General features: G+C 60.2%; 20 protein-coding genes. 4 read left to right on the forward strand and 16 right to left on the reverse strand.

Features of this window, described 5'->3' with window-relative positions:
• Window positions 1-76 precede the first annotated feature (76 nt).
• The 5 genes from rodA to GRI58_RS06085 are packed head-to-tail and all read right to left on the reverse strand — an operon-like array spanning window position 77 to window position 5735.
• Window positions 77-1192: a rod shape-determining protein RodA gene (rodA, locus tag GRI58_RS06065; RefSeq protein WP_160752698.1), complete on the reverse strand. Its 1116-nt coding sequence runs from the start codon at window positions 1190-1192 to the stop codon at window positions 77-79.
• On the reverse strand, window positions 1192-3234 hold the full coding sequence (gene mrdA, locus GRI58_RS06070; RefSeq protein WP_337190899.1) for a penicillin-binding protein 2: 2043 nt from the start codon (window positions 3232-3234) through the stop codon (window positions 1192-1194). Before mrdA ends, rodA begins: the two co-directional genes overlap by 1 nt.
• Window positions 3231-3785: a rod shape-determining protein MreD gene (locus GRI58_RS06075; protein WP_160752700.1), complete on the reverse strand. Its 555-nt coding sequence runs from the start codon at window positions 3783-3785 to the stop codon at window positions 3231-3233. Before GRI58_RS06075 ends, mrdA begins: the two co-directional genes overlap by 4 nt.
• A complete protein-coding gene (locus tag GRI58_RS06080) occupies window positions 3785-4675 on the reverse strand; it encodes a rod shape-determining protein MreC (RefSeq protein ID WP_160752701.1) in 891 nt (296 codons plus the stop codon). Before GRI58_RS06080 ends, GRI58_RS06075 begins: the two co-directional genes overlap by 1 nt.
• Before the next feature lie 16 nt (window positions 4676-4691).
• Window positions 4692-5735: a rod shape-determining protein gene (locus tag GRI58_RS06085; RefSeq protein WP_160752917.1), complete on the reverse strand. Its 1044-nt coding sequence runs from the start codon at window positions 5733-5735 to the stop codon at window positions 4692-4694.
• Window positions 5736-5934: 199 nt separating this feature from the next.
• On the opposite strand from GRI58_RS06085, the gene mutL reads away from it, so the two are divergent.
• Genes mutL through GRI58_RS06100 form a run of 3 tightly spaced genes read left to right on the forward strand, consistent with a single transcriptional unit; the run spans window position 5935 to window position 8791 of the window.
• Window positions 5935-7743, forward strand: coding sequence for a DNA mismatch repair endonuclease MutL (gene mutL / locus GRI58_RS06090; protein ID WP_160752702.1), 1809 nt, complete (start codon window positions 5935-5937; stop codon window positions 7741-7743).
• Between the two features lie 59 nt (window positions 7744-7802).
• A complete protein-coding gene (locus tag GRI58_RS06095; protein ID WP_160752703.1) occupies window positions 7803-8243 on the forward strand; it encodes a hypothetical protein in 441 nt (146 codons plus the stop codon).
• A 41-nt stretch (window positions 8244-8284) separates the two neighbouring features.
• The gene (locus GRI58_RS06100) at window positions 8285-8791 is read left to right on the forward strand and encodes an AAA family ATPase (protein WP_202386843.1); all 507 of its coding nucleotides are present in this window, start codon (window positions 8285-8287) and stop codon (window positions 8789-8791) included.
• Here GRI58_RS06100 and GRI58_RS06105 read toward each other — a convergent pair.
• The 5 genes from GRI58_RS06105 to GRI58_RS06125 all read right to left on the reverse strand — a co-directional run bounded on the left by GRI58_RS06105 (window position 8788) and on the right by GRI58_RS06125 (window position 13831).
• Entirely contained in the window at window positions 8788-9252 is a 465-nt protein-coding gene (locus tag GRI58_RS06105; protein WP_160752704.1) for a MaoC family dehydratase, read from the reverse strand. The two genes, GRI58_RS06100 and GRI58_RS06105, sit on opposite strands and share 4 nt — an antisense overlap.
• Window positions 9253-9327: 75 nt before the next feature.
• Window positions 9328-10134, reverse strand: a complete 807-nt coding sequence (locus tag GRI58_RS06110; protein ID WP_160752705.1) for a DUF1206 domain-containing protein — start codon at window positions 10132-10134, stop codon at window positions 9328-9330.
• 58 nt (window positions 10135-10192) lie between these two features.
• The gene (locus GRI58_RS06115; RefSeq protein ID WP_160752706.1) at window positions 10193-11749 is read right to left on the reverse strand and encodes an alkaline phosphatase D family protein; all 1557 of its coding nucleotides are present in this window, start codon (window positions 11747-11749) and stop codon (window positions 10193-10195) included.
• Between the two features lie 10 nt (window positions 11750-11759).
• The gene (gene ychF / locus GRI58_RS06120) at window positions 11760-12860 is read right to left on the reverse strand and encodes a redox-regulated ATPase YchF (RefSeq protein ID WP_160752707.1); all 1101 of its coding nucleotides are present in this window, start codon (window positions 12858-12860) and stop codon (window positions 11760-11762) included.
• Window positions 12861-12946: 86 nt separating this feature from the next.
• Window positions 12947-13831, reverse strand: a complete 885-nt coding sequence (locus GRI58_RS06125) for a LysR family transcriptional regulator (protein ID WP_160752708.1) — start codon at window positions 13829-13831, stop codon at window positions 12947-12949.
• Window positions 13832-13939: 108 nt separating this feature from the next.
• Between GRI58_RS06125 and GRI58_RS06130 the strand changes: the two genes are divergently transcribed.
• Window positions 13940-15031 carry a YeiH family protein gene (locus GRI58_RS06130; RefSeq protein ID WP_160752709.1) on the forward strand — a complete coding sequence of 364 codons (1092 nt, stop codon included), beginning with the start codon at window positions 13940-13942 and terminating at the stop codon, window positions 15029-15031.
• Between the two features lie 18 nt (window positions 15032-15049).
• Here the strand turns inward: GRI58_RS06130 and GRI58_RS06135 are convergent, their stop codons facing one another.
• The 6 genes from GRI58_RS06135 to GRI58_RS06160 form a co-directional block, all read right to left on the reverse strand.
• The gene (locus tag GRI58_RS06135; protein ID WP_160752710.1) at window positions 15050-15469 is read right to left on the reverse strand and encodes a DUF1330 domain-containing protein; all 420 of its coding nucleotides are present in this window, start codon (window positions 15467-15469) and stop codon (window positions 15050-15052) included.
• Window positions 15470-15472: 3 nt separating this feature from the next.
• Entirely contained in the window at window positions 15473-16042 is a 570-nt protein-coding gene (pth, locus tag GRI58_RS06140) for an aminoacyl-tRNA hydrolase (RefSeq protein WP_160752711.1), read from the reverse strand.
• 8 nt (window positions 16043-16050) lie between these two features.
• Window positions 16051-16572 carry a P-loop NTPase family protein gene (locus tag GRI58_RS06145; protein WP_160752712.1) on the reverse strand — a complete coding sequence of 174 codons (522 nt, stop codon included), beginning with the start codon at window positions 16570-16572 and terminating at the stop codon, window positions 16051-16053.
• Window positions 16573-16645: 73 nt separating this feature from the next.
• Window positions 16646-17311: a 50S ribosomal protein L25/general stress protein Ctc gene (locus GRI58_RS06150; protein ID WP_160752713.1), complete on the reverse strand. Its 666-nt coding sequence runs from the start codon at window positions 17309-17311 to the stop codon at window positions 16646-16648.
• Between the two features lie 107 nt (window positions 17312-17418).
• Window positions 17419-18216, reverse strand: a complete 798-nt coding sequence (locus tag GRI58_RS06155) for a TraB/GumN family protein (protein ID WP_160752714.1) — start codon at window positions 18214-18216, stop codon at window positions 17419-17421.
• A 71-nt stretch (window positions 18217-18287) separates the two neighbouring features.
• Window positions 18288-19229, reverse strand: coding sequence for a TraB/GumN family protein (locus GRI58_RS06160; protein ID WP_160752715.1), 942 nt, complete (start codon window positions 19227-19229; stop codon window positions 18288-18290).
• Window positions 19230-19348: the final 119 nt, after the last annotated feature.

Raw genomic sequence — 19348 nt, forward strand, 5'->3', positions numbered from 1 at the left:
ACTCGACTCGGGAGGCGCCGCATATAGCTATCGCCTCACGAATGAAAAGGGGGTCTTTTCGTTTCTTGTGAGATTTTCAGCCGCGCAGACCACTGCGCGGAGCCATCCGGTTCCAGCGATCGATCATCATCAGCGTGCCCACGCAGATCATATTGGTCATCATGGAAGATCCGCCGTGGCTGACGAAGGGAAGGGGGATGCCTACGACCGGTGCGAGACCCATCACCATCATCAGATTGATCGCCACATAGAAGAAGATCGTCGCCACCATTCCGGCCGCAAGCAATTGCGAGAAGCGGTCCCTCGAACGGCGCGCCACATTCCATCCCCAGCGCAGTATCAGTGCGAAAACCACCAGCACGAACAACCCGCCAACAAACCCCCATTCTTCCGCCATCGTCGCAAAGGCGAAATCGGTGTGTGGCTCGGGAAGGTAGTTTAAATGGCTTTGCGTGCCGTTCCCAAAGCCCTTTCCAAACCATCCGCCTGACCCGATCGCGATCTTCGACTGGGTGATGTGATAACCGTCACCGAGCGGATCCTTCTCCGGCGTCAGGAAGGTGAAGACGCGTTTTTGCTGGTATGGCTTGAGCACGAAAAAAAACGCTACGGGCGCCATCGCCGCGCCGGCAAGTCCAGCCCCCACGAACCAGCGCAGCGGCAAGCCTGCCAGAAACATGACTACCGCGCCGCCGAAGCCGATCGCAAGCGCTGTGCCGAGGTCGGGCTGGAGACCCACGAGGATCATCGGAACAGCGAGCAGAGTGACCACCGGGATCAACGAGCGCCAACTGGGCACTTCACCGACCGGCAGCGAAGCATAGAAACGAGCGATGACAAGCACAATTGCCGGCTTCATCAGTTCGGACGGTTGCAGCTGCATGAAACCGAGATTGAGCCAGCGCTGGCTGCCGCCACCCATCGCACCCACCGCCTCGACGAGGACCAGAAGCACGAGGACCACGGCATAGGCAGGAAAGGCTATCAGCGCGACGAAATCACGCGGGAAACGCGTCATCACGAAAGCCATGATCAGAAACACGAAATACTGGACGAGGTGCGGTGCCGCATAGGGCATCCATCCGCCACCACCGGCCGAATAAAGGACGAGCGCACCGAAACAGACAAGCGCCGTCAGCGGAATCAGCATCTGCCACGGCTGGCGTGCAATAGAGGTCGGGATGACGCTCATTATGTCGTGGTTATAGGGGCGCCGCTCGCGCCAGGCGAGGGCGTAGGCGTCTCCATCTCTGCGCTACCGGGTTTCATTCCGGCGACGCGGCTTTCGGCGTCCACCCGCGATGAAATGTCAAGATCCGGCGGCGGCGGAGGTGGATCGTCGACGCCCTGGTCGCCGATAAAGGTCAGGTAACGCCGCCGCATACGTTCATCGGGTGTACCGCCCCATCCCTGTTCGAGCTTGTGAAGCGTATCGAGCGCCTTTTCCGGTGCGAACAGGTAAGTCATCACGTCCCGTGCGATCGGTGCCGCAGCGACGGAGCCGAACCCTCCGTGCTCGATCACCACTGCAATCGCATATCTCGGGTTATCGAAGGGCGCGAAACACACGAACAGTGAGTGATCGCGCGCTGCCCAGTCACTGATGTGGCCGCGCGCGACAAGCTTGCGGACCTGTGCCGTGCCGGTCTTGCCAGCCATCTGGATTCCGTCGAGGTTGAGGCGGGCGCTTGAAGCGGTCCCCGAACCGTTGACTACCCTGAACATCCCGTCATGGGTCACCTGGAGCTGTTCCGGCGTAAATGGCAGCGGCGGCCCCACCGGGCGCTTGTTGCCGTAGATAAGCGACGGCAGGAGGTTCTTGCCGGTGGCGATGCGAGATGTCATCACGGCAAGCTGAAGCGGGTTTGCGAGGACATAGCCTTGCCCGATGGAGGCGTTCAGTCCGTCGGCGGCGGTCCATTCCTGGTGAAAGCGACGCATTTTCCAGTCAGGCGTAGGGACGGTGCCGTAGCGCTGCGAGGTTCCGGGCAAATCGAATTCATCGCCCAGTCCCAGAGTGCGGGCCATCGGAGCCAGTACATCGTATCCGACGCGGTGAACCATGGTCCAGAAATAGGTATTGCAACTCTTCTCGATAGCGGTCCGCATATCGACTGAACCATGGACGGCATCGCAGCGGAAATAGCGCCTGCCAAGCTGGTAACCGCCACCGCAATAGACGTGTTCGTCGGGCGAAACGCCATGTTGCTGCAATGCCAGCGTGGCCATCGGCTTGACGGTCGATCCGGGTGGATAAAGACCACGCACCGACTTGTTGAGGAGCGGGATATGATCGTCCTCGTTGAGCATTTTCCAGCGCAACCGACCGATGCCCCCGACAAAGCTATTGGGATCGAATGCGGGCATGGAGACAAGGGCCAGTATTCCCCCGGTCTGGCAATCGATCACCGCGACCGAGCCCGATTCCAGGCCGATACGCCGCGCCGCAAAATCCTGAAGCGGACCGTCGATTGTCAGTTTGACCGACTGGCCCTGCACATCCTCGCGGGTTTCAAGCTCCTTGACGATCCGCCCGGATGCGGTGACCTCGACGCGTCTTGCGCCGGGAACGCCGCGCAATTCCTTTTCGAAGGACTTTTCGAGACCATCCTTGCCGATCTTGAAGCCCGGCGTGATCAGCAAAGGATCGTGGTCCTTTTTGTATTCTTCCGCATTGGCCTGCCCGACATAGCCGATCAGATGCGCGACCGATGGGCCTGTCGGATAATAGCGCGAAAAACCCCGCTGCGGCACGACTCCGTGTAAATCCGGCAGACGAACGCCCACTGCTGCGAATTGGTCGTAGCTGAGCCCGGATGCGACCTCTACCGGCTGTGCGCCAACCGCGTCGGCGACCCGCTGGTGGACATCGGCGATAGTCGTTGCGTCCATTCCAAGGATATTCCCCAGCTTGGTGACTGTCCCTTGCGGATCAGTCATCAATTCGGGAACAACATCAACGCGGAAATCTGCGCGATTTGACGCAAGCGGCGCGCCATTGCGGTCCAAGATCCACCCACGCCGCGGCGGGATCAGAGACAGGTTTACGCGATTGCTCTCGGACTCGAGCGAGTATTTCTTGTTCTCTATGACTGCAAGATAGCCGACGCGCGACGCGAGCAGCGTGCCGATGCCGCCCATGCCAGCAGCCACCACGAAACTGCGGCGCGAGAAAGACGCTTCCAGTGTTGCCGCGCTCGTGAAGGGCTTGCGGCGATTCTTGCCTAGTTTCACGACAGGGCTCGCCATCGCCGGAGACGAAAATTATCCAGCCCGGAAACGAGCCGGGCGGCTACGGGAAAGAGAAGTATCGACAGCACGACCTGCGGCCCCAAAGCGACGAGCGCTGCAACCGAGGGTGGTCCACCCGATAGCAACAGCTGTGCGCCGATATACGCCAGAATTGCTAAACCAGCGGTGAACCAATCCTGCACGAAGGTGCGCCAGGGAATGCGAGTGTCGAGAACTTCCATCGCCAATAGTGTGACCGACCACAGAAAAATACCACATCCGAACGGCTGCCCGCTGAATAGATCGTCGAACAGACCCAGCGCAATCCCTGCCCAGATCGGCAACAGACCGGGGCGCACGAGGCGCCAGGCCAACAGCATCAGATAACCTAGCGGCGGGACAATGGGCAGGGCGGTCGCGATTGCGAACACGGGCAGCACCGATGCCAACATGATCGACAACCAAGGTATCGCCAGAGCAACAATCGGCGAGTGCTGTCGATTGATACGGCTCCCGTAAGCATCCTTGCGGGCTTCGGGCGCATAGCGTTCCACTATTCGCCAACCTTCTGCTCGACCGGAGTCTGCGCCGTCTTCGATGCTTTCGGTTCGAATATGGGCATGACTGCTACAAAATCGGTCGCAGCCGGATCGCTTACGATGCGCGCAAGCCCGCCATCCGAGTTCTTTTCGACCACGATGGCGACCGCTTTGTTGGGCTGATAAAATCCGCCGGCACCGCTGGTGACGAACATGTCGCCGATTTTGAGCGGATTAATCCCGAGATTGATGAGCCGGATGCGCAAGAGCCCATCTCCGCGACCATCGGCAAACGCGACAAGTTGATCATAGGACCGGCGCACCGGGACCACGCTTTCGCTGTCTGTCAGGAGCAGCACGCGCGAACTGTCGTCGCCTACCTCAAGGATACGCCCGATCACACCGCGAGCGCTCACAACCGGCATGCCGATCTCGACGCCCTTGTCCCGTCCTGCACCAAGGTATGCAAAACGGCGGCTGCTCGATGCGCTCGATCCGACCAGCCTTGCGACGGTTACCGGCTTGATTTGCTGGTCCCGCAAACCCAGCAGCGCCTTCAACGTCTCGTTTTCCTGTCGCAGAGCAGACGCTTCCTTGAGACGTATACGAGCGATCTCGACTTCCCTCTTGAGCGCCGCGTTCTGCGAGCCTGCGCGGAGGTAGCCTTCGATGCTCGACATCAGGTTCCTGCTGCTTGCCCTTGCAACCGCGACACCCGACGCAGCCGGTTCGATGCCGTCATGTGCGGTATCGCGCAACCCGGACATGAACGCAGGATGCCACAGCGACACGCCAAGCAATACCGCGCCGACAAGCGCTCCCACCCCGGCCACGATATAACCGGTGAACTGCGTGTATTGCGCCCTGCGAGAATAGCTCGAGCGCCGCTGTGCGTTCGGCGCCATGATGGCTCCTCCCCGTTCAGGCGGTCATCAATACGCCGCGATAGACACTGTCTTCCATTGCGCGCCCGGTACCAATGGCAACGCAGGTGAGCGGATCTTCCGCGATCGTTACCGGCAGGCCGGTTTCTTCGCGTAGATATTCGTCCAGCCCCTGAATCAGCGCACCGCCGCCGGTCAGCACGATGCCCTGGTCGACGATATCGGCAGCCAGTTCGGGCGCAGTGTTTTCCAGGGCGATGCGTACGCCTTCTACAATCGCGCCGATCGGTTCGGACAGTGCCTCGGCGATGTGGCCTTGATTGATGGTGATTTCCTTGGGCACGCCATTGACCAGATCGCGGCCCTTGATGGTGATCTGCTCGCCGATGCCATCTTCAGGCTGGCGCGCGATGCCATAATCCTTCTTGATCCGCTCAGCCGTCGCTTCGCCGATCAACAGATTGTGGTGTCGCCTGACATAGCTGACGATCGCCTCGTCCATCTTGTCACCGCCGGTGCGGACGCTGGTGGTGTAGGCGAGGCCGCGCAACGACAACACGGCGACTTCGGTGGTGCCGCCGCCGATGTCGACCACCATCGAACCGACCGGCTCGGTGACGGGCATATCTGCGCCGATGGCAGCGGCCATCGGTTCGAGGATCAGGAACACCTGGCTGGCACCGGCATTGCTTGCCGCATCGCGGATTGCACGGCGTTCAACGCTGGTCGAGCCCGACGGCACGCAGATGGTGATTTCGGGATAGCGCATCAGGCTTTTGCGGCCGTGCACCTTGCGGATAAAGTGCTTGATCATCTCTTCGGCGATTTCGATGTCGGCGATAACGCCATCGCGCAGCGGACGGATCGCTTCGATGCTGTCGGGCGTCTTGCCCATCATCATCTTGGCATCGTCACCAACTGCCTTGACCCGCTTGATCCCGTTGATCGTCTCGATTGCGACGACGCTCGGTTCATTGAGGACGATACCCTGATCCTGAACGTAGACCAGCGTATTGGCCGTACCAAGGTCGATCGCCATGTTTTGCGAGCCGAATTTGAAGAGGTTGTTCCAGAATCCCATTCTGAGCACTTTTCCGTGAATGTTTGCAGTCCATCGAGCGCAGCAATATGCGCCCGCCGGTACCGGGTGGTGGTGGCGAAGGCTGCTCCTTAGCGAAGCGTCGCAGATAATGCCAAAAATTTCGCAAACGCTTGGGGGGAAAAGGTGGAAATCTGTCTCGAATGGAGTGCGTTTCGCCGCTAGAGCTCAAATCAACGCCATGCCGACCATTCGCCGCCTGCCTGAAACACTCGTCAACCGCATCGCTGCCGGCGAGGTTGTCGAGCGTCCGGCGGCGGCGCTCAAGGAACTGGTCGAGAATGCCGTCGATGCCGGTGCTGGCCGGATTGTGGTGAAGCTGGTCGAAGGCGGACTCGATTCGCTTGAGGTAACAGACGACGGCTGCGGGATGACGCCGCAAGACATGGCCCTGGCGCTCGAACGCCATGCGACCTCCAAATTGCCCGACGAAGCGATCGAGAAGGTTACGACGCTCGGCTTTCGCGGAGAAGCCTTGCCCTCGATCGCCAGTGTCGCGCGCTTCACACTCGAAAGCCGCCCGCAAGGCGCTCAAGAGGGGTGGCGAAAGGTAATCGACCACGGCGCACCAGTTGAGGAAGGACCTGCCGCGCTGCCGGTCGGCACGCGCGTTCGGGTGGAAAATCTGTTTGGACGCATTCCGGCTCGACGCAAGTTCCTGCGCACCGCGCGTAGCGAATATGCGGCCTGTCTCGATGTGGTGCGCAGGCTGGCCATGGCGCGACCTGATATCGCGTTCACGCTTGAGCATGGCGCCCGGCGAATCCTTGCCTTGCAAGCCAGCGATGCGTTGCCGGACCGTGTCGCCCAGCTGATCGCGCGCGAGTTGAAGGACAACGCCGTGGAGATCGATATGGAACGCGGCGCGATGCGGCTTACCGGGATCGCCGGTTTGCCGACCTATAATCGCGGTGTTGCCGACCACCAGTATCTGTTCGTCAACGGTCGCCCGGTGAAGGACCGACTGCTGACGGGGGCGGTGCGCGGAGCCTATGCCGATATGCTCGCTCGAGATCGCCATGCGGTTTTGGCGCTGTTTCTCGAACTTCCGGCTGAGGAAGTCGATGTCAACGTCCATCCTGCAAAGACCGAGGTGCGGTTTCGCGATGCGGCGGCAGTGCGAGGATTCATCGTGTCAGGTCTGCGGCAGGCGCTGGCCACGGGCGATCGGCGAAGCGCACAATCCCCGGACGCTGCGGCAATGGGTCGCTGGATCAGCGAGCCCGTGCGGGCGGAGCCTGCTGCAGCCCTGCGCTCAATGTTCGAAGGCCGCGACTGGTCTGCACCATCAGCCCACGTCGCTGAAAATCGCAACGAATGGGCGCCATCGCAAGCTACCGACACGGCCTTTGCTCCACCGAGTGGCCGGGCTGAGGAAGCAGCACCCATGCCCGAAGATGCCAGCGCTTATCCGCTCGGCATTGCGCGTGGGCAGATCGCTGACACCTATATCGTCGCAGAGGCGGAGGACGGGCTGGTGTTGGTCGACCAGCATGCCGCCCATGAGCGCCTCGTGCTGGAACGTCTGCGCGCCGCCGGAGCGGGGGAGGCAACCACGCGGAGCCAGGCCTTGTTGATGCCCGAGGTCGTCGAACTGGAAGAAACCGCCTGTGACCGGCTGGAAGAAGCTGCAGAGGGGCTTGCGCGGCTGGGCCTTGAGATCGAACGCTTTGGCCCATCGGCCATGCTGGTGCGTGCCGTTCCCCATGCATTGCGCAAGGGCCACCCGGCCAAATTGCTGCGCGATATTGACGACGATCTTGTCACCCATGGCGAAGCGTTACTGCTCGGGGAAAAGCTCGATCTGGTGCTGGCGACCATGGCCTGTCACGGATCGGTCAGGGCAGGGCGTGTGCTCCGGATCGAAGAAATGAATGCCCTTCTGCGCGAAATGGAAAGAACACCGCGCTCGGGCCAATGCAACCATGGGCGGCCTACGTGGGTTAAGCTCTCCATGAGTGATGTCGAAAAGCTCTTTGGGAGACATTGATGCGTCGGTTTGTTGCCGTTCTTGCGCTGGGCTGCGCGCTATCGTCATGCGGTCACAAGATGACCCGGGCAGAACAAGAGGCAGCCGATAACAAGGCGATCGCCGAAGTCGAAGCCAATCAGACACCGCCCCCGGACACGCCTGAAATCCAGCCGTTAAGCTCATCGGAAATCGATGGGCTTGGCCTCGCCGGTGGAGGGTGCAGCTTCTATCGTGCCGTAAATGACAGGCAGGTATTGAGCCTGCTGACACCCGAAGCAGCCTATCTAAAATTGGACGGCGATGTGGAACGGCTGGCATCCGATGCTGGCAGCAAGTCTGGTCCGATAGATACGCGCACGCATTACGACGGAAAACGTCAATCACTGCACGTTGTGATGGGCGACAAAGGGGAAAGTATCGTAAGCGATACGACCGACTATCCTGCCAGCCTGACCATTCGCGACGGCAAGGGTCGGGTTGAGGCCAAGCTGACGGGTACGGCTCGTTGTGGAAGCTGACGCATTCCAGCGAAGCAGACGGAATCATACGGAAGTTCGTCATGATTTCCGGTTGCTCTGGCGGCGGCAAGTCGACCTTGCTTGCCGAACTGGCACAGCGCGGATTTTCCGTTGTCCCCGAACCCGGGCGGCGCATCATCGCCGAGGAACGTGTTTCCGATGGGGCAGCGCTGCCATGGAGAAATTCTGCCGCTTTTGCCCGTAGGGCATTGGCCATGTCCGTAGCCGATTACGATACGGCAACCGGACTTACTTTCTTCGATCGCGGGATTGTGGACGCTGCAGTGGCGCTCGTCGCTACCGGCGGCACTTACCCGTCGTTCGAGGTGACCCACAGACGCTACGACCGTTTGTTCATCGTGCCACCGTGGGCGGAAATCTACGAGAATGACGAAGATCGCCGCCACAGTTACGACAAGGCGCTCACGGATTTCGAGCGCGTGAACAGCGCTTGGATAGAGGCTGGTTACGATCCAGTTGAAATCCCGCGAACTACGGTGGCGGGCCGAGCCGATTTCGTTCTCGAAACTCTTGGCTTGGACAGCTAATCTTTGATCGGTGCAGCTGGATCGCGCACGCGGATCAGGCCGTTGCTGACCATCTCCAACACCATTTCGTCGTTCTGGTTGAAGGTTCGGCAGCGTGATTTGAACAGGCCCATGTCCTTGCGTGACTTGCTGCGGCGCTTTTCGATCACCTCGGTTTCGCAGCGCAGCGTATCACCCGGATAGACAGGCTTGATCCAACGCAGATTGTCGACACCGGGACTGCCCAGCCCCGCTTGCTCGACCACACTCATGTTTTCCACCAACATCCGCATGGTCATCGCGCAGGTGTGCCACCCGCTTGCCGAGAGCCGCCCGAAATAGGTCTGCGCCGCCGCATCATCGTCCAGGTGGAACGGTTGCGGGTCGTATTTGCTGGCAAAATCGATCACTTCTTCGCGCGTCACTTCATAACGACCGAAAGATTGCTTGTGACCGATTTCGATCTCTTCGTAATGGATCATGATAATAGGAATGGCCCAGTAGGTCTTGCCGGGCAATACCGAAATTGACGGACGACATCACCGATCAGCAATGGCTCAACTCCTGAAGGCAGGTTTGAGCTTACTCTCATCAAGGTCGGGGATGATTCGATAGCGGGAAAGGATCAGGCTGAATACACCGAACAGCAGCAGGCCGATCGCAGTCAGTTTGAAAACAACCCCGTTGCCCGCGAGGCTCTCGACTGCGGCGCCGAGTGTTTTTACCTGATCAGCGCCACCCGATAGGAAGCCAGCCTTGAATAACGACCATCCAACGACGGCGTAGACGACCGCTCTCGCGCAATATCCGGCAAGGCCCAGCCAGCGGGTTCCGGATGGTGCGTTTCCGGCAATACGGTTCATGAATTCTCCGCTGATACCCTTCTTTGCCTGGAAGAATGCGGTTGCGATGAATGCGACGCCGAGCAGGCCCAAAACAACGCCGCCAAATTCTACCGACAGTAAACCCGAGGCCGCCTTTTGCGCCCCTCCACCGGCTTGTGAGTGTCCGTGCGACGACGCAAGTTGATAGGCGATATAGGCAAACACCAGATGGCCGATGGCGCTTCCCGCATGACCGATCCTCTGCATCCATCCCTTCGCGTCCGAGCCATTGTTTTCGATATCGAAAGCGAATGAACTGAACCGGAACAAAGCATAGGCGATCAGCCCCAAGACCATGATCCACAGCAGGACATTGCCCGCGGGGTAGTCCTCTATCGCCTTGAGCACGCCGCTGGTTCCATTTGCAATCTTCTGCGCGCTGGTCAGCGCCAAAAGGCCCAGCACACCGTAGAGCAGAGCGCGGCTGAAGTACCCCACGCGTACCAGCCAGGTGAATTTCTCGGATTTGTCGATCGTCATACCTGCCCTCGCTGAATTCTTTCATTCAATACGAAGCGAGGGCGCGATCGTGCCCGGACTATGTGATCGACAGATTGACCGGTCCGGCTTCGACCACCGCACTGGCGCGGCGAGTGAGCTTGCCGTCGGGCGTTGAAACCTTGTCCAGCACCATGAAATCGGTTTGCCACGCTTCGGGCTTGACCGTGCAGACGCCATATCCACGCTGGTCGTTGATGAATTTCAATTGAGGGTTTTCCGACAGGATGCGATCGCTTCCGGGGCGCTTGTCCTGACCGTCGCCACCGCTGGTGACGGAGGTCAGTACGCATTCGACTCCCACCGGCTTGTCCTTGGACAGCAACAGCCCTGCATAGTTCTGATGTTCGTCACCGGTCAGAACGACTGCATTGTCGACCTTTGCAAGACGCGCCATCAACCGTTCGCGTGGGACGGCATAACCGGCCCAGCTGTCGAGATTATACATCAGTTCCGGCTGGCTATCGCTGGTCCGGCGGTTGAGCGGCATAACCATGACTTGCTGAGCGATGCAGTTCCACTTCGCGTCCTTCTGCATCAGATTGTCGTCGAGCCATTTCTCCTGCGCCGCGCCCATGACCTGGGCATTCTTGTCGTAAACCCCGGCACAGGGCGTGATACCCCATTTGTCATCGCAAGGCTGGTCCGAACGGAAGCTGCGCGTGTCGAGGAGATTCATCGACATCAGATTGCCGTAATCCAGGCGACGGTTGGCATGGATCAATTGGCCATTGGGGATCATCGTGCGGCGCACCGGCATGTTCTCGTACCAAGCCTGCATTGCGGCTTCACGGCGCAGGGCAAAAACATCCTGCGGAACACCGGGATCCTGGGAATAGTCGTCGACCCAGTTATTCTCGATCTCATGGTCGTCGAAGGTCGGCAGGAAGACCTGCATGGCGCGAGCCGACTGGAGATCGAGGTCGGTCAGATATTGCGCATAGTGCTGACGATAATCGTCGAGCGAATAAACCTCGCGCAGACGATGCTGGCGGACTTTGGGGACAGGCAGGCGATCCGGCCCATAGTTGTAGTCATAGCTGTATTCGTAAATGAAGTCGCCGTAGTGGAACACGAAGGCCAGATCGTCTTTCGCAATATCGCGATAGGCAGTGAAGAAGCCGCTTTCGTAATGCTGGCACCCGCATACACCGAACCGCAGCTGATCGACTACGGCACCGGCTGCGGGCAGCGTGCGGGCACGTCCGGTCAGCGAACGATCGCTACCAATGGTGAAGCGATACCAATAGGGACGGTTCGGCTTCAGGTCGGAAACCTCGACATGGACGCTATGGCCCAATTCCGGACGTGCGAGAGCCGTGCCCTTGGCCGCGACGGTTTTGAAACGGTCGTCCTCAGCCACTTCCCAATCGACTGGCAGGGCCGACATGGGCACACCGGCATGACGCTCGAACGGCTCGGGCGCGAGCCGGGTCCAGAGAACGAAGCCGTCGCTCGCTGGCTCACCGGAAGCCACCCCCAGCTTGAAAGGATAATCGCGGAACCAGCTTTGCGCGCGCAGGATGCCCGGTGCAGCAAGGTTGGCGGCGGCGAATCCGGTGGCGGCGGTGCGGATGAGCGAGCGACGGCTTATCATTGTGCGGACCTCAGACGTTGAACTTGAAGTGCAGCACGTCGCCGTCCTGCACGAGATATTCCTTGCCCTCCTGGCGCAGCTTGCCTGCGTCGCGCGCTGCGCTCTCGCCGCCCAATGTGACATAGTCGTGATAGGCGATGGTTTCGGCGCGAATGAAGCCCTTCTCGAAATCGGTATGAATTTCGCCTGCCGCTTGCGGAGCCTTGGCGCCGGAAGGGAAAGTCCAAGCTCGCGCCTCCTTTGGGCCTGCAGTGAAAAAAGTCTGCAAACCAAGCAGTTTGTATCCCGCCTTGATAACCCGGCTCAGGCCGCTTTCCGTAAGGCCGAGTTCGGACAAATATTCCCCGCGTTCCTCGGCCGGCATCGCGACCAGTTCGCTCTCGATGGCAGCGGAAACGACGACCGCCTCCGCCCCTTCGGCTTTGGCCTTTTCGAATACCTGAGCCGACAGTGCATTGCCTTCGGCCGCATCCTCTTCGGCGACATTGCATACGTAGAGCACAGGTTTTGCAGTCAGCAACTGCGCCTGCGCGAAGATGCGGGCTTCCTCATCGTCCTTCGGTTCGGTGAGGCGCGCGGGCTTGCCATCGCGTAGCAATTCGAGCGCCTGTCCCAACACACTTGCCGCGATCTTCGCTTCCTTGTCGCCGCCGGTGGCGCGCTTGGCCGCGGCGGGGACCCGCTTTTCGAGGCTTTCGAGGTCGGACAGCATCAGTTCGGTTTCGACCACTTCGGCATCGGCGATCGGATCGACCTTGTTGGCGACATGCTGGATATCGTCATCCTCGAAGCAGCGCAGCACATGGACGATGGCGTCCACCTCGCGGATATTGCCGAGGAACTGGTTGCCCAGACCTTCGCCCTTGCTGGCGCCTTTAACCAGGCCGGCAATATCGACAAAGCCGAGCTGCGTCGGAATGATCTTGGCGGAACCGGTAATTTCCGCGATCTTATCGAGACGCTCGTCCGGCACTGCGACCTGGCCCACATTGGGTTCGATCGTACAGAACGGATAATTCGCGGCCTGCGCGGCCTGCGTCTCGGTCAATGCATTGAAAAGGGTCGACTTGCCGACATTGGGCAGCCCGACGATCCCGCAACGGAAACCCATCGAAAACTCCGGAGATTATGGTGTCGGGGCGCGAATAGGCGCAGACCGTGCGAAAAGCTAGGGCTCTGGGACAGCACTGTAGTCATTCAAAGATCGTCGCGAACTTCCTGCGCAAGCTCCAGGAAGGCATCGGACGCCTTGGTTCGGTATCTTTCCTTGTGCCTCAAACCATAGAATGCACGGGGAGAAAGGCGCAACGGCGCTACTTTCAAATTGCCTGAGGTAACTGCGGTATCAGTCACCAGGGAAGACATGACCGCTATGCCAGCACCCGCCTCAACCGCCGTTCGTACGCTCTCATTGGTCGGCAAGACCAGCGCGATATCCAGCGTTTCCGGATCGACACCCAGTTCCCGTAAGTGCTGTTCGAGGGTCGAGCGCGTTCCCGAGCCCGGTTCGCGCATGATCCAGCTCGCTTGTTGCAACCACGCAGTGTCGATCGCCTCGCTTGTGAAATCGCGATTTCCCACCAGCTGAAGCTCGTCCCGCCCGATCTCCCACTGTGCGAGGGCGGGGTTATCGACATTCCCTTCGACTATACCGATGTCGGCCATGCCCTCTTGCACGTAGTTCGCCGCCTGCTGGGTGTTGCCGACCCCAACATCGATTTGCAGGCGAGGGTATCGTTCGTGAAACAGCGCGAGGCGCTGCGGTAGCCAGTACGCCGCTATCGTCTGGCTGGCGATGAGGCGGAGGCTGCCGCGTTCCAGACCCCCAAGTTCCTTGAGGACGGTTTCCGCCACATTGGAATGCTTCAGCACATTCCCGGCCTCGGCCAGAAAAGCCTTACCGGCTTCATTCAATTCGATCCCGCGTCCTACGCGATGAAACAGTTTGACCCCGTATCGATCTTCAAGGGCCGCAATAGCCGCGGATACTGCGGATTGTGTGAGGTTCAACCTCCTCGCAGCAGCGGTCATATTTTCCAGTTCGGCAACACAGGCGAAAATGCGAAGTTGTTCGAGCGTCATCGCAGAACCATACCTCAATCAACAAGCAAATACGATTGAAACTATTATATCTATCGGTTTGATCGATGAAAAGTGCAGGCCTAGCTGTTTCTACGAAAGGAACTTCGCTTGCAGACCGTCGCTCTTCATCGCCGTCACCAGCCATCCAATTGGGGCGCCTCGGTGCTCACCATAGCGCCTGGGGTCCTCCTTTGCGGTGCGGTAACAGCGCTGGCCTATGTACTGGAGGCTGCAGAAACTGCACTGACCGGCAAGGCCTGGATCGAAGCGCTGGTTCTGGCCATCCTGGCGGGGACTGCGATCCGCACGGCGTGGACCCCATCTCCAAGATGGCACAGGGGTATTGCCTTCAGTGCCAAATTCCTGCTGGAAATTGCAGTGGTCCTGTTGGGTGCTTCCGTGAGTGCGGCGACTATATTGGCAGCCGGCCCCGGCTTGCTGGCTGGCATAGCCATCGTAGTGGCGACCGCGATACTCGCCAGCTTCGTCATTGCGCGCGCGCTCGGGTTGCCGGTGCGCATGGCGCTGCTGGTGGCTTGCGGCAATTCGATCTGCGGCAATTCCGCGATTGCAGCAGTCGCCCCCGTTATCGGAGCGGATAGCGACGATGTCGCTGCATCGATTGCTTTTACTGCCGTTCTTGGAGTGGTCGTGGTGCTGGGCCTGCCGCTGGTGGGATACGGTCTTGGTATGAGCGCGATGGGTTTTGGCGCGCTTTCAGGCCTCACAGTTTACGCAGTCCCGCAAGTCATTGCTGCCGCCTCCGCGTTTGGTGCGCTGGCAATACAAACAGGGACGCTCGTCAAACTGGTGCGCGTCTTGATGCTGGGCCCGGTCTGTCTCGTGTTGTCGTTCATCGCGCCGAGAATTGCGCCGCAATCCGAACTTCATGGCGAAACGATTGCCGGTGAGCCTGTCCGCAAGCGCCCCGGCCTGGCTCAGATGGTGCCGTGGTTCATCATCGGCTTCATCCTGCTGGTCGTGTGCCGCAGTCTTGGTTTCATTCCGCAGCAGGCCATCTCGCCGATCTCCCATACCGCGGGGATACTGACGGTGATCTCGATGGCGGCACTCGGGCTGGGGGTCGATGTCAGAACGGTGGCATCGGCCGGGGTCAGGGTGTCGGCAGCTGTAACTCTATCGCTGGTGGCGCTTGGCGCCCTCAGCATAACCCTGCTGAGCGTGCTCCATTTCGTGTGACCGCAGGCAAGGCCAGCTTCAGGTCGGTGTTACCGGCAAGAGGCGGGAATCCTCAACCGCTGCAGTGCGATGGGCCGTTATGCGTTGAGCCTCTGGATCGGATGCAAAAGCAAGAAAGCTCTCCTTGCTCGCCTGCTCGACCAGCAACACCGCATCCCAGTGCTCATCGGCCGGACCGATCAGGAAATGGCTGGCCGTACCCTGGAACAACAAGCGTCCACCGCTTGCCTCGAGCAGCGGCTCGATCCCCGCAACATACAGTGCATAGGCTTCCGCCCCGGTCACGCCGCCTTTCGGTTCCAGCTGCGGCGCATGGGCATATTGCGCGCGCTGGCGAAATCGCAGCAGGTTGAGCATGACCACCGGGCCGTCGCCGGGTGTCTCGAAAAATCGCGCACCCTGTTCGGACGACACTTCGATATAAGTCCGATCTGCCATTGCCTATCCTTGCTGCCGCAGCGCGACATCGCTCATGAAGCGTTCGTTGTCGCCCTTGACCAACCAGTCCGCTTCGCTGCCGATCGCCGCCAGCATATCCACCAGGTCGTCCATTTCGGCTTTGGCGAAGTTGCCCAGCACATGGCCGTTGACGCGTTCCTTATGGCCCGGATGACCGATCCCGATCCGCACCCGCCGGAAGTCAGGGCCGAGATGCTGGTCGATGCTTTTCAGGCCATTGTGACCCGCCAAACCGCCACCCATGCGCGCCTTGACCTTGAACGGGGCAAGATCAAGCTCGTCGTGGAGCACGGTCAGCGCCTCAGGACCGAGCTTGTAGAAGCGCAACGCCTCGCCCGCCGAGCGACCGCTTTCGTTCATGAATGTGGCGGGCTTGAGCAGCAGGACTTTTTCACCGCCGATCGTGCCTTCCTGAACCCAGCCCTGGAATTTCTTCTGCACCGGCCCGAAGTCGTGCATTTCCGCAATGACATCGACCGCCATGAAGCCGACATTATGGCGGTGGAGCGAATATTTGGGTCCAGGATTTCCGAGGCCAGTCCAGATTTGCATGGCGCCTGCTAACCGAGCGGCGCGATGCCCTCAAGCCATTGCTTCGCCTCGCGAGGTTTGCGAAAGCGCACAGTCTTTCCGGTAAATGCGGCAAGCTGCCGATCCTGACCTTGGATCTTGGTGCGACGGAATGCCGCAACGTAGCGAATGAATTCCCAGTCGAACCGTTCGGGGCAGCCCGGTGCGGCATCCTCACGCACTGAGCCGTAATGCCGGGCGATGCGCTTGAGCAGCCGCCACAGACACAGACGAGTCGGATAGTCGAGCACGATCACCGTATCTGCGCGCAGAAGGCGGCGCTTCAGACTGCTGCCGTAATTGCCGTCGATGATCCAGCTTTCTCCGCCCAGAATTCCGGAGAGCGTGGCGTCCCATTTATCGGGGCTAGGCTCAATCCATCCGGGTTGGTGATATTCGGCATCGAGATGGATGAGTGGCAAGCCGGTGCGCAGCGCGAGCTTTCGCGCAAATATCGATTTTCCCGATCCCGGCGATCCGATGACCAGTACGCGCTCCATCGCCCGCATCATATGGAATTACCTCAAAAACAAAAACGCCGGCTCCCACAGGAACCGGCGTTCATGTTCTTCGGGATCGAAGCGATCAGTCGTCGGACTGCTCGTCCTCGCCTTCAACCGTCTCGGCATCCTGCTCGGTGACTTCGGTTTCCTCCGCACCCGCTTCGCCTTCGCTCTTCTTGAGCGCGGACGGAGCGACGAAGGTTGCGATGGTGAAGTCGCGATCGGTGATCGCGCTGGCCGAACCCTCCGGCAGCGTCAATTCGCTGATGTGGATCGAATCGCCAACTTCCTTGCCGGTGACGTCGATCTCGATCTCGCCGGGGATCTTGTCGGCTTCGCAGATGAGGTCCAGCTCGTGACGAACCACGTTCAGCACGCCGCCCTTCTTGAGGCCCGGGCTCGCTTCTTCATTGATGAAGACGACGGGGACCATCACTTCGACCTTCGCGTCCTTGCCCAGACGCAGGAAGTCGGCATGCTCGGGACGGTCGGTGACCGGGTCGAGCGCGACATCCTTGGGCAGGGTGCGGATCTTCTTGCCGCCCAGCTCGAGCGTGACGATGGAATTCATAAGGTGACCGGTGTCGAGCAGGCGCGTCAGCTCCTTCGCCTCGACATGGATCATGGTGGGTTCTTCCTTGCCGCCATAGATGACGGCGGGAACACGGCCTTCGCGGCGAAGATGACGGGAGGCTCCCTTGCCAGCCCGATCGCGCGCCTCAGCCGGCAGGGTCAGAGCGTCGCTCATAATATTGCCTTTCGAGTGTACTTTGGATCTTCGGTCCGCCACGCCTCCAGGGATGACCATGACGCCGAAGCGCGGGCCATTAGCAGGGGTGGGCCAAAACGCAAGCTTTACTGCACACGACGGACCTTGAACCCGCGCGCCCGCAACAGGGCAGGGAGGCCATCATCGCCCAGCATATGCGCGGCACCAACGGCAACGAAGGGGCGGCGGCCCGAAGACAGCAGCGCAGCCACCTTGCCGACCCATGCCTTGTTCCGGTCGAGCAGCAGCGCCTTGTAGAGGTCGGGATAGGACAGGATGCCCCGGCGTGACAGGTCCTCGATCTCGGCGGTATCCCCCCTCAACCACGCTTGCGCGAGTTGTTCCTGTGCCTGCGGTCCGGCGTTACTCTCATCAATCACCCCCATCAGCAGGTCATGCTGGTCCTTGGCTGGCAAGCGGTCGAAGATCGAAAGCTGTGCCCGCGCGCCTTCAAGCTCCTCGATCGGACGCCCCTTGAATTGGCTCAGCAACACGCGATCGGCTCCGTTTGCAGCATCGCCAGACTGGTCAAGCTGGGCGATGGCGAGCGCCGCGCCCCAGGTTTCCAATCCGTCGAAACGGTCCGGGTCGACATCGTCGCGTTCGAGCAAGGCGTCGAGCCGCGCACGTTCCGCAGGAGCGAGACGCAGATCGAGTGGCGGCCCCGGATTGTCGGTCGCGAGCGATCTGAATATCCCGGCGATGGCCTCGGAGTCGCCCAGATCTCGCACCTCCACGACCAGCACGCCTGCTTTGGCGAGCGCTTCATCCAGCCTTGGCGTCTCCCACCGTGTTCCGGCAGGCAGAACATGCACCGTGCCGAGCAGCCAGCCGGCGACGTGCCCGTCCTGCGTCGAAACCTCCCACAGCGCGGGTTTGCCCATAGGGGCAGGTTCCCGCGAACCGCAGGAGGCGAGACACAGGCAGGCGAAGAGTAGCGCGAACAGCCGCATTATTACTGGACGCGGGTTACCTTCAATCCGTCCTTGCCGAGGTAAGCCTGGACGCTCTTGTCGCCCGCGAGATGGCCTGCGCCCACCGCGATGAACACCGTGCCCGGTTTATCCATCCGCTGCTCGATCCATTTCGCCCAGTTGCGATTGCGCTGGTACAGCAGGCGATCGGCGACGGCGGGGTCGTCGAGATCCTTGTTCATCAGCTCGGCCAGACCGTCGGCATTGCCCTTGGTCCAATCCGCGACCATTGCGTCGATCGTCTTGCCGACATCGTCAACCTGCTCGGCGGTTGATACGAGGAATTTGACCTGCATGTCCTGCGGCATCTGGTCGAACAGCCCCAGCTGGTACTGGATGGTTTCGAGCGATTCCCGCTTGACCGCGTCCGGCAGCTTGGCGTCGATGGTCTTGTCGACCCCGTTGGCCGGATTGTACCCCTGCTTGAGTAACGGGATCATTGTCAGCGTGATGCTGGCGAACCAGGGTTCGAACTTGTCGAACGTTGCGACCGGCAGTCCGAGCTTGGTCATCGCCGCTTCATAGGTTTTGAGCTGCTCCGGATCGAGCAGTCCGCGCAGCGTTTGCCCTTCCGGCAATTTGGCGTGCTGGAGGAACATTGCCTGCGTTTCGGGCGCATCCATCGCCTTCATTGGCACTTCAGTCACCAGCGTTCCCGCCGATTCCATCGCCTTGGCGACGGCACCATGGTCCCAGTTAATACCCTTGGGCAGAGCGTGGACGGTGCCGAACAGGTAGATCGTGGTGTCCTTGTCGCTCAGCTTCCACAGCGCGGGCGTCGCAAGTGTCGGTGCCTCTTCCGTTGCGGGAGCGCTTTCCGCCTTGGCCGCAGCGGCCTGCGTAAAGCCCGGTGAGGCCTGGAAGCCGGCCAGCAGTGTCGTCGCAGCAAGAGCAGCGGTAAAACGCGATTTGAAACGGATCATGCGGGTCCTTTCCCAGTCCCTGTTGGATACCGCTCCATGACTAGCGGGCGGAGGCTTAACAGTCGATGGAGGTCCGACGAATTGGCAAGGCATACCGTTCAGCCACCATTGACGCAATT

It is taken from the genome of Qipengyuania algicida, assembly GCF_009828025.1.
Lineage (GTDB): Bacteria > Pseudomonadota > Alphaproteobacteria > Sphingomonadales > Sphingomonadaceae > Qipengyuania > Qipengyuania algicida.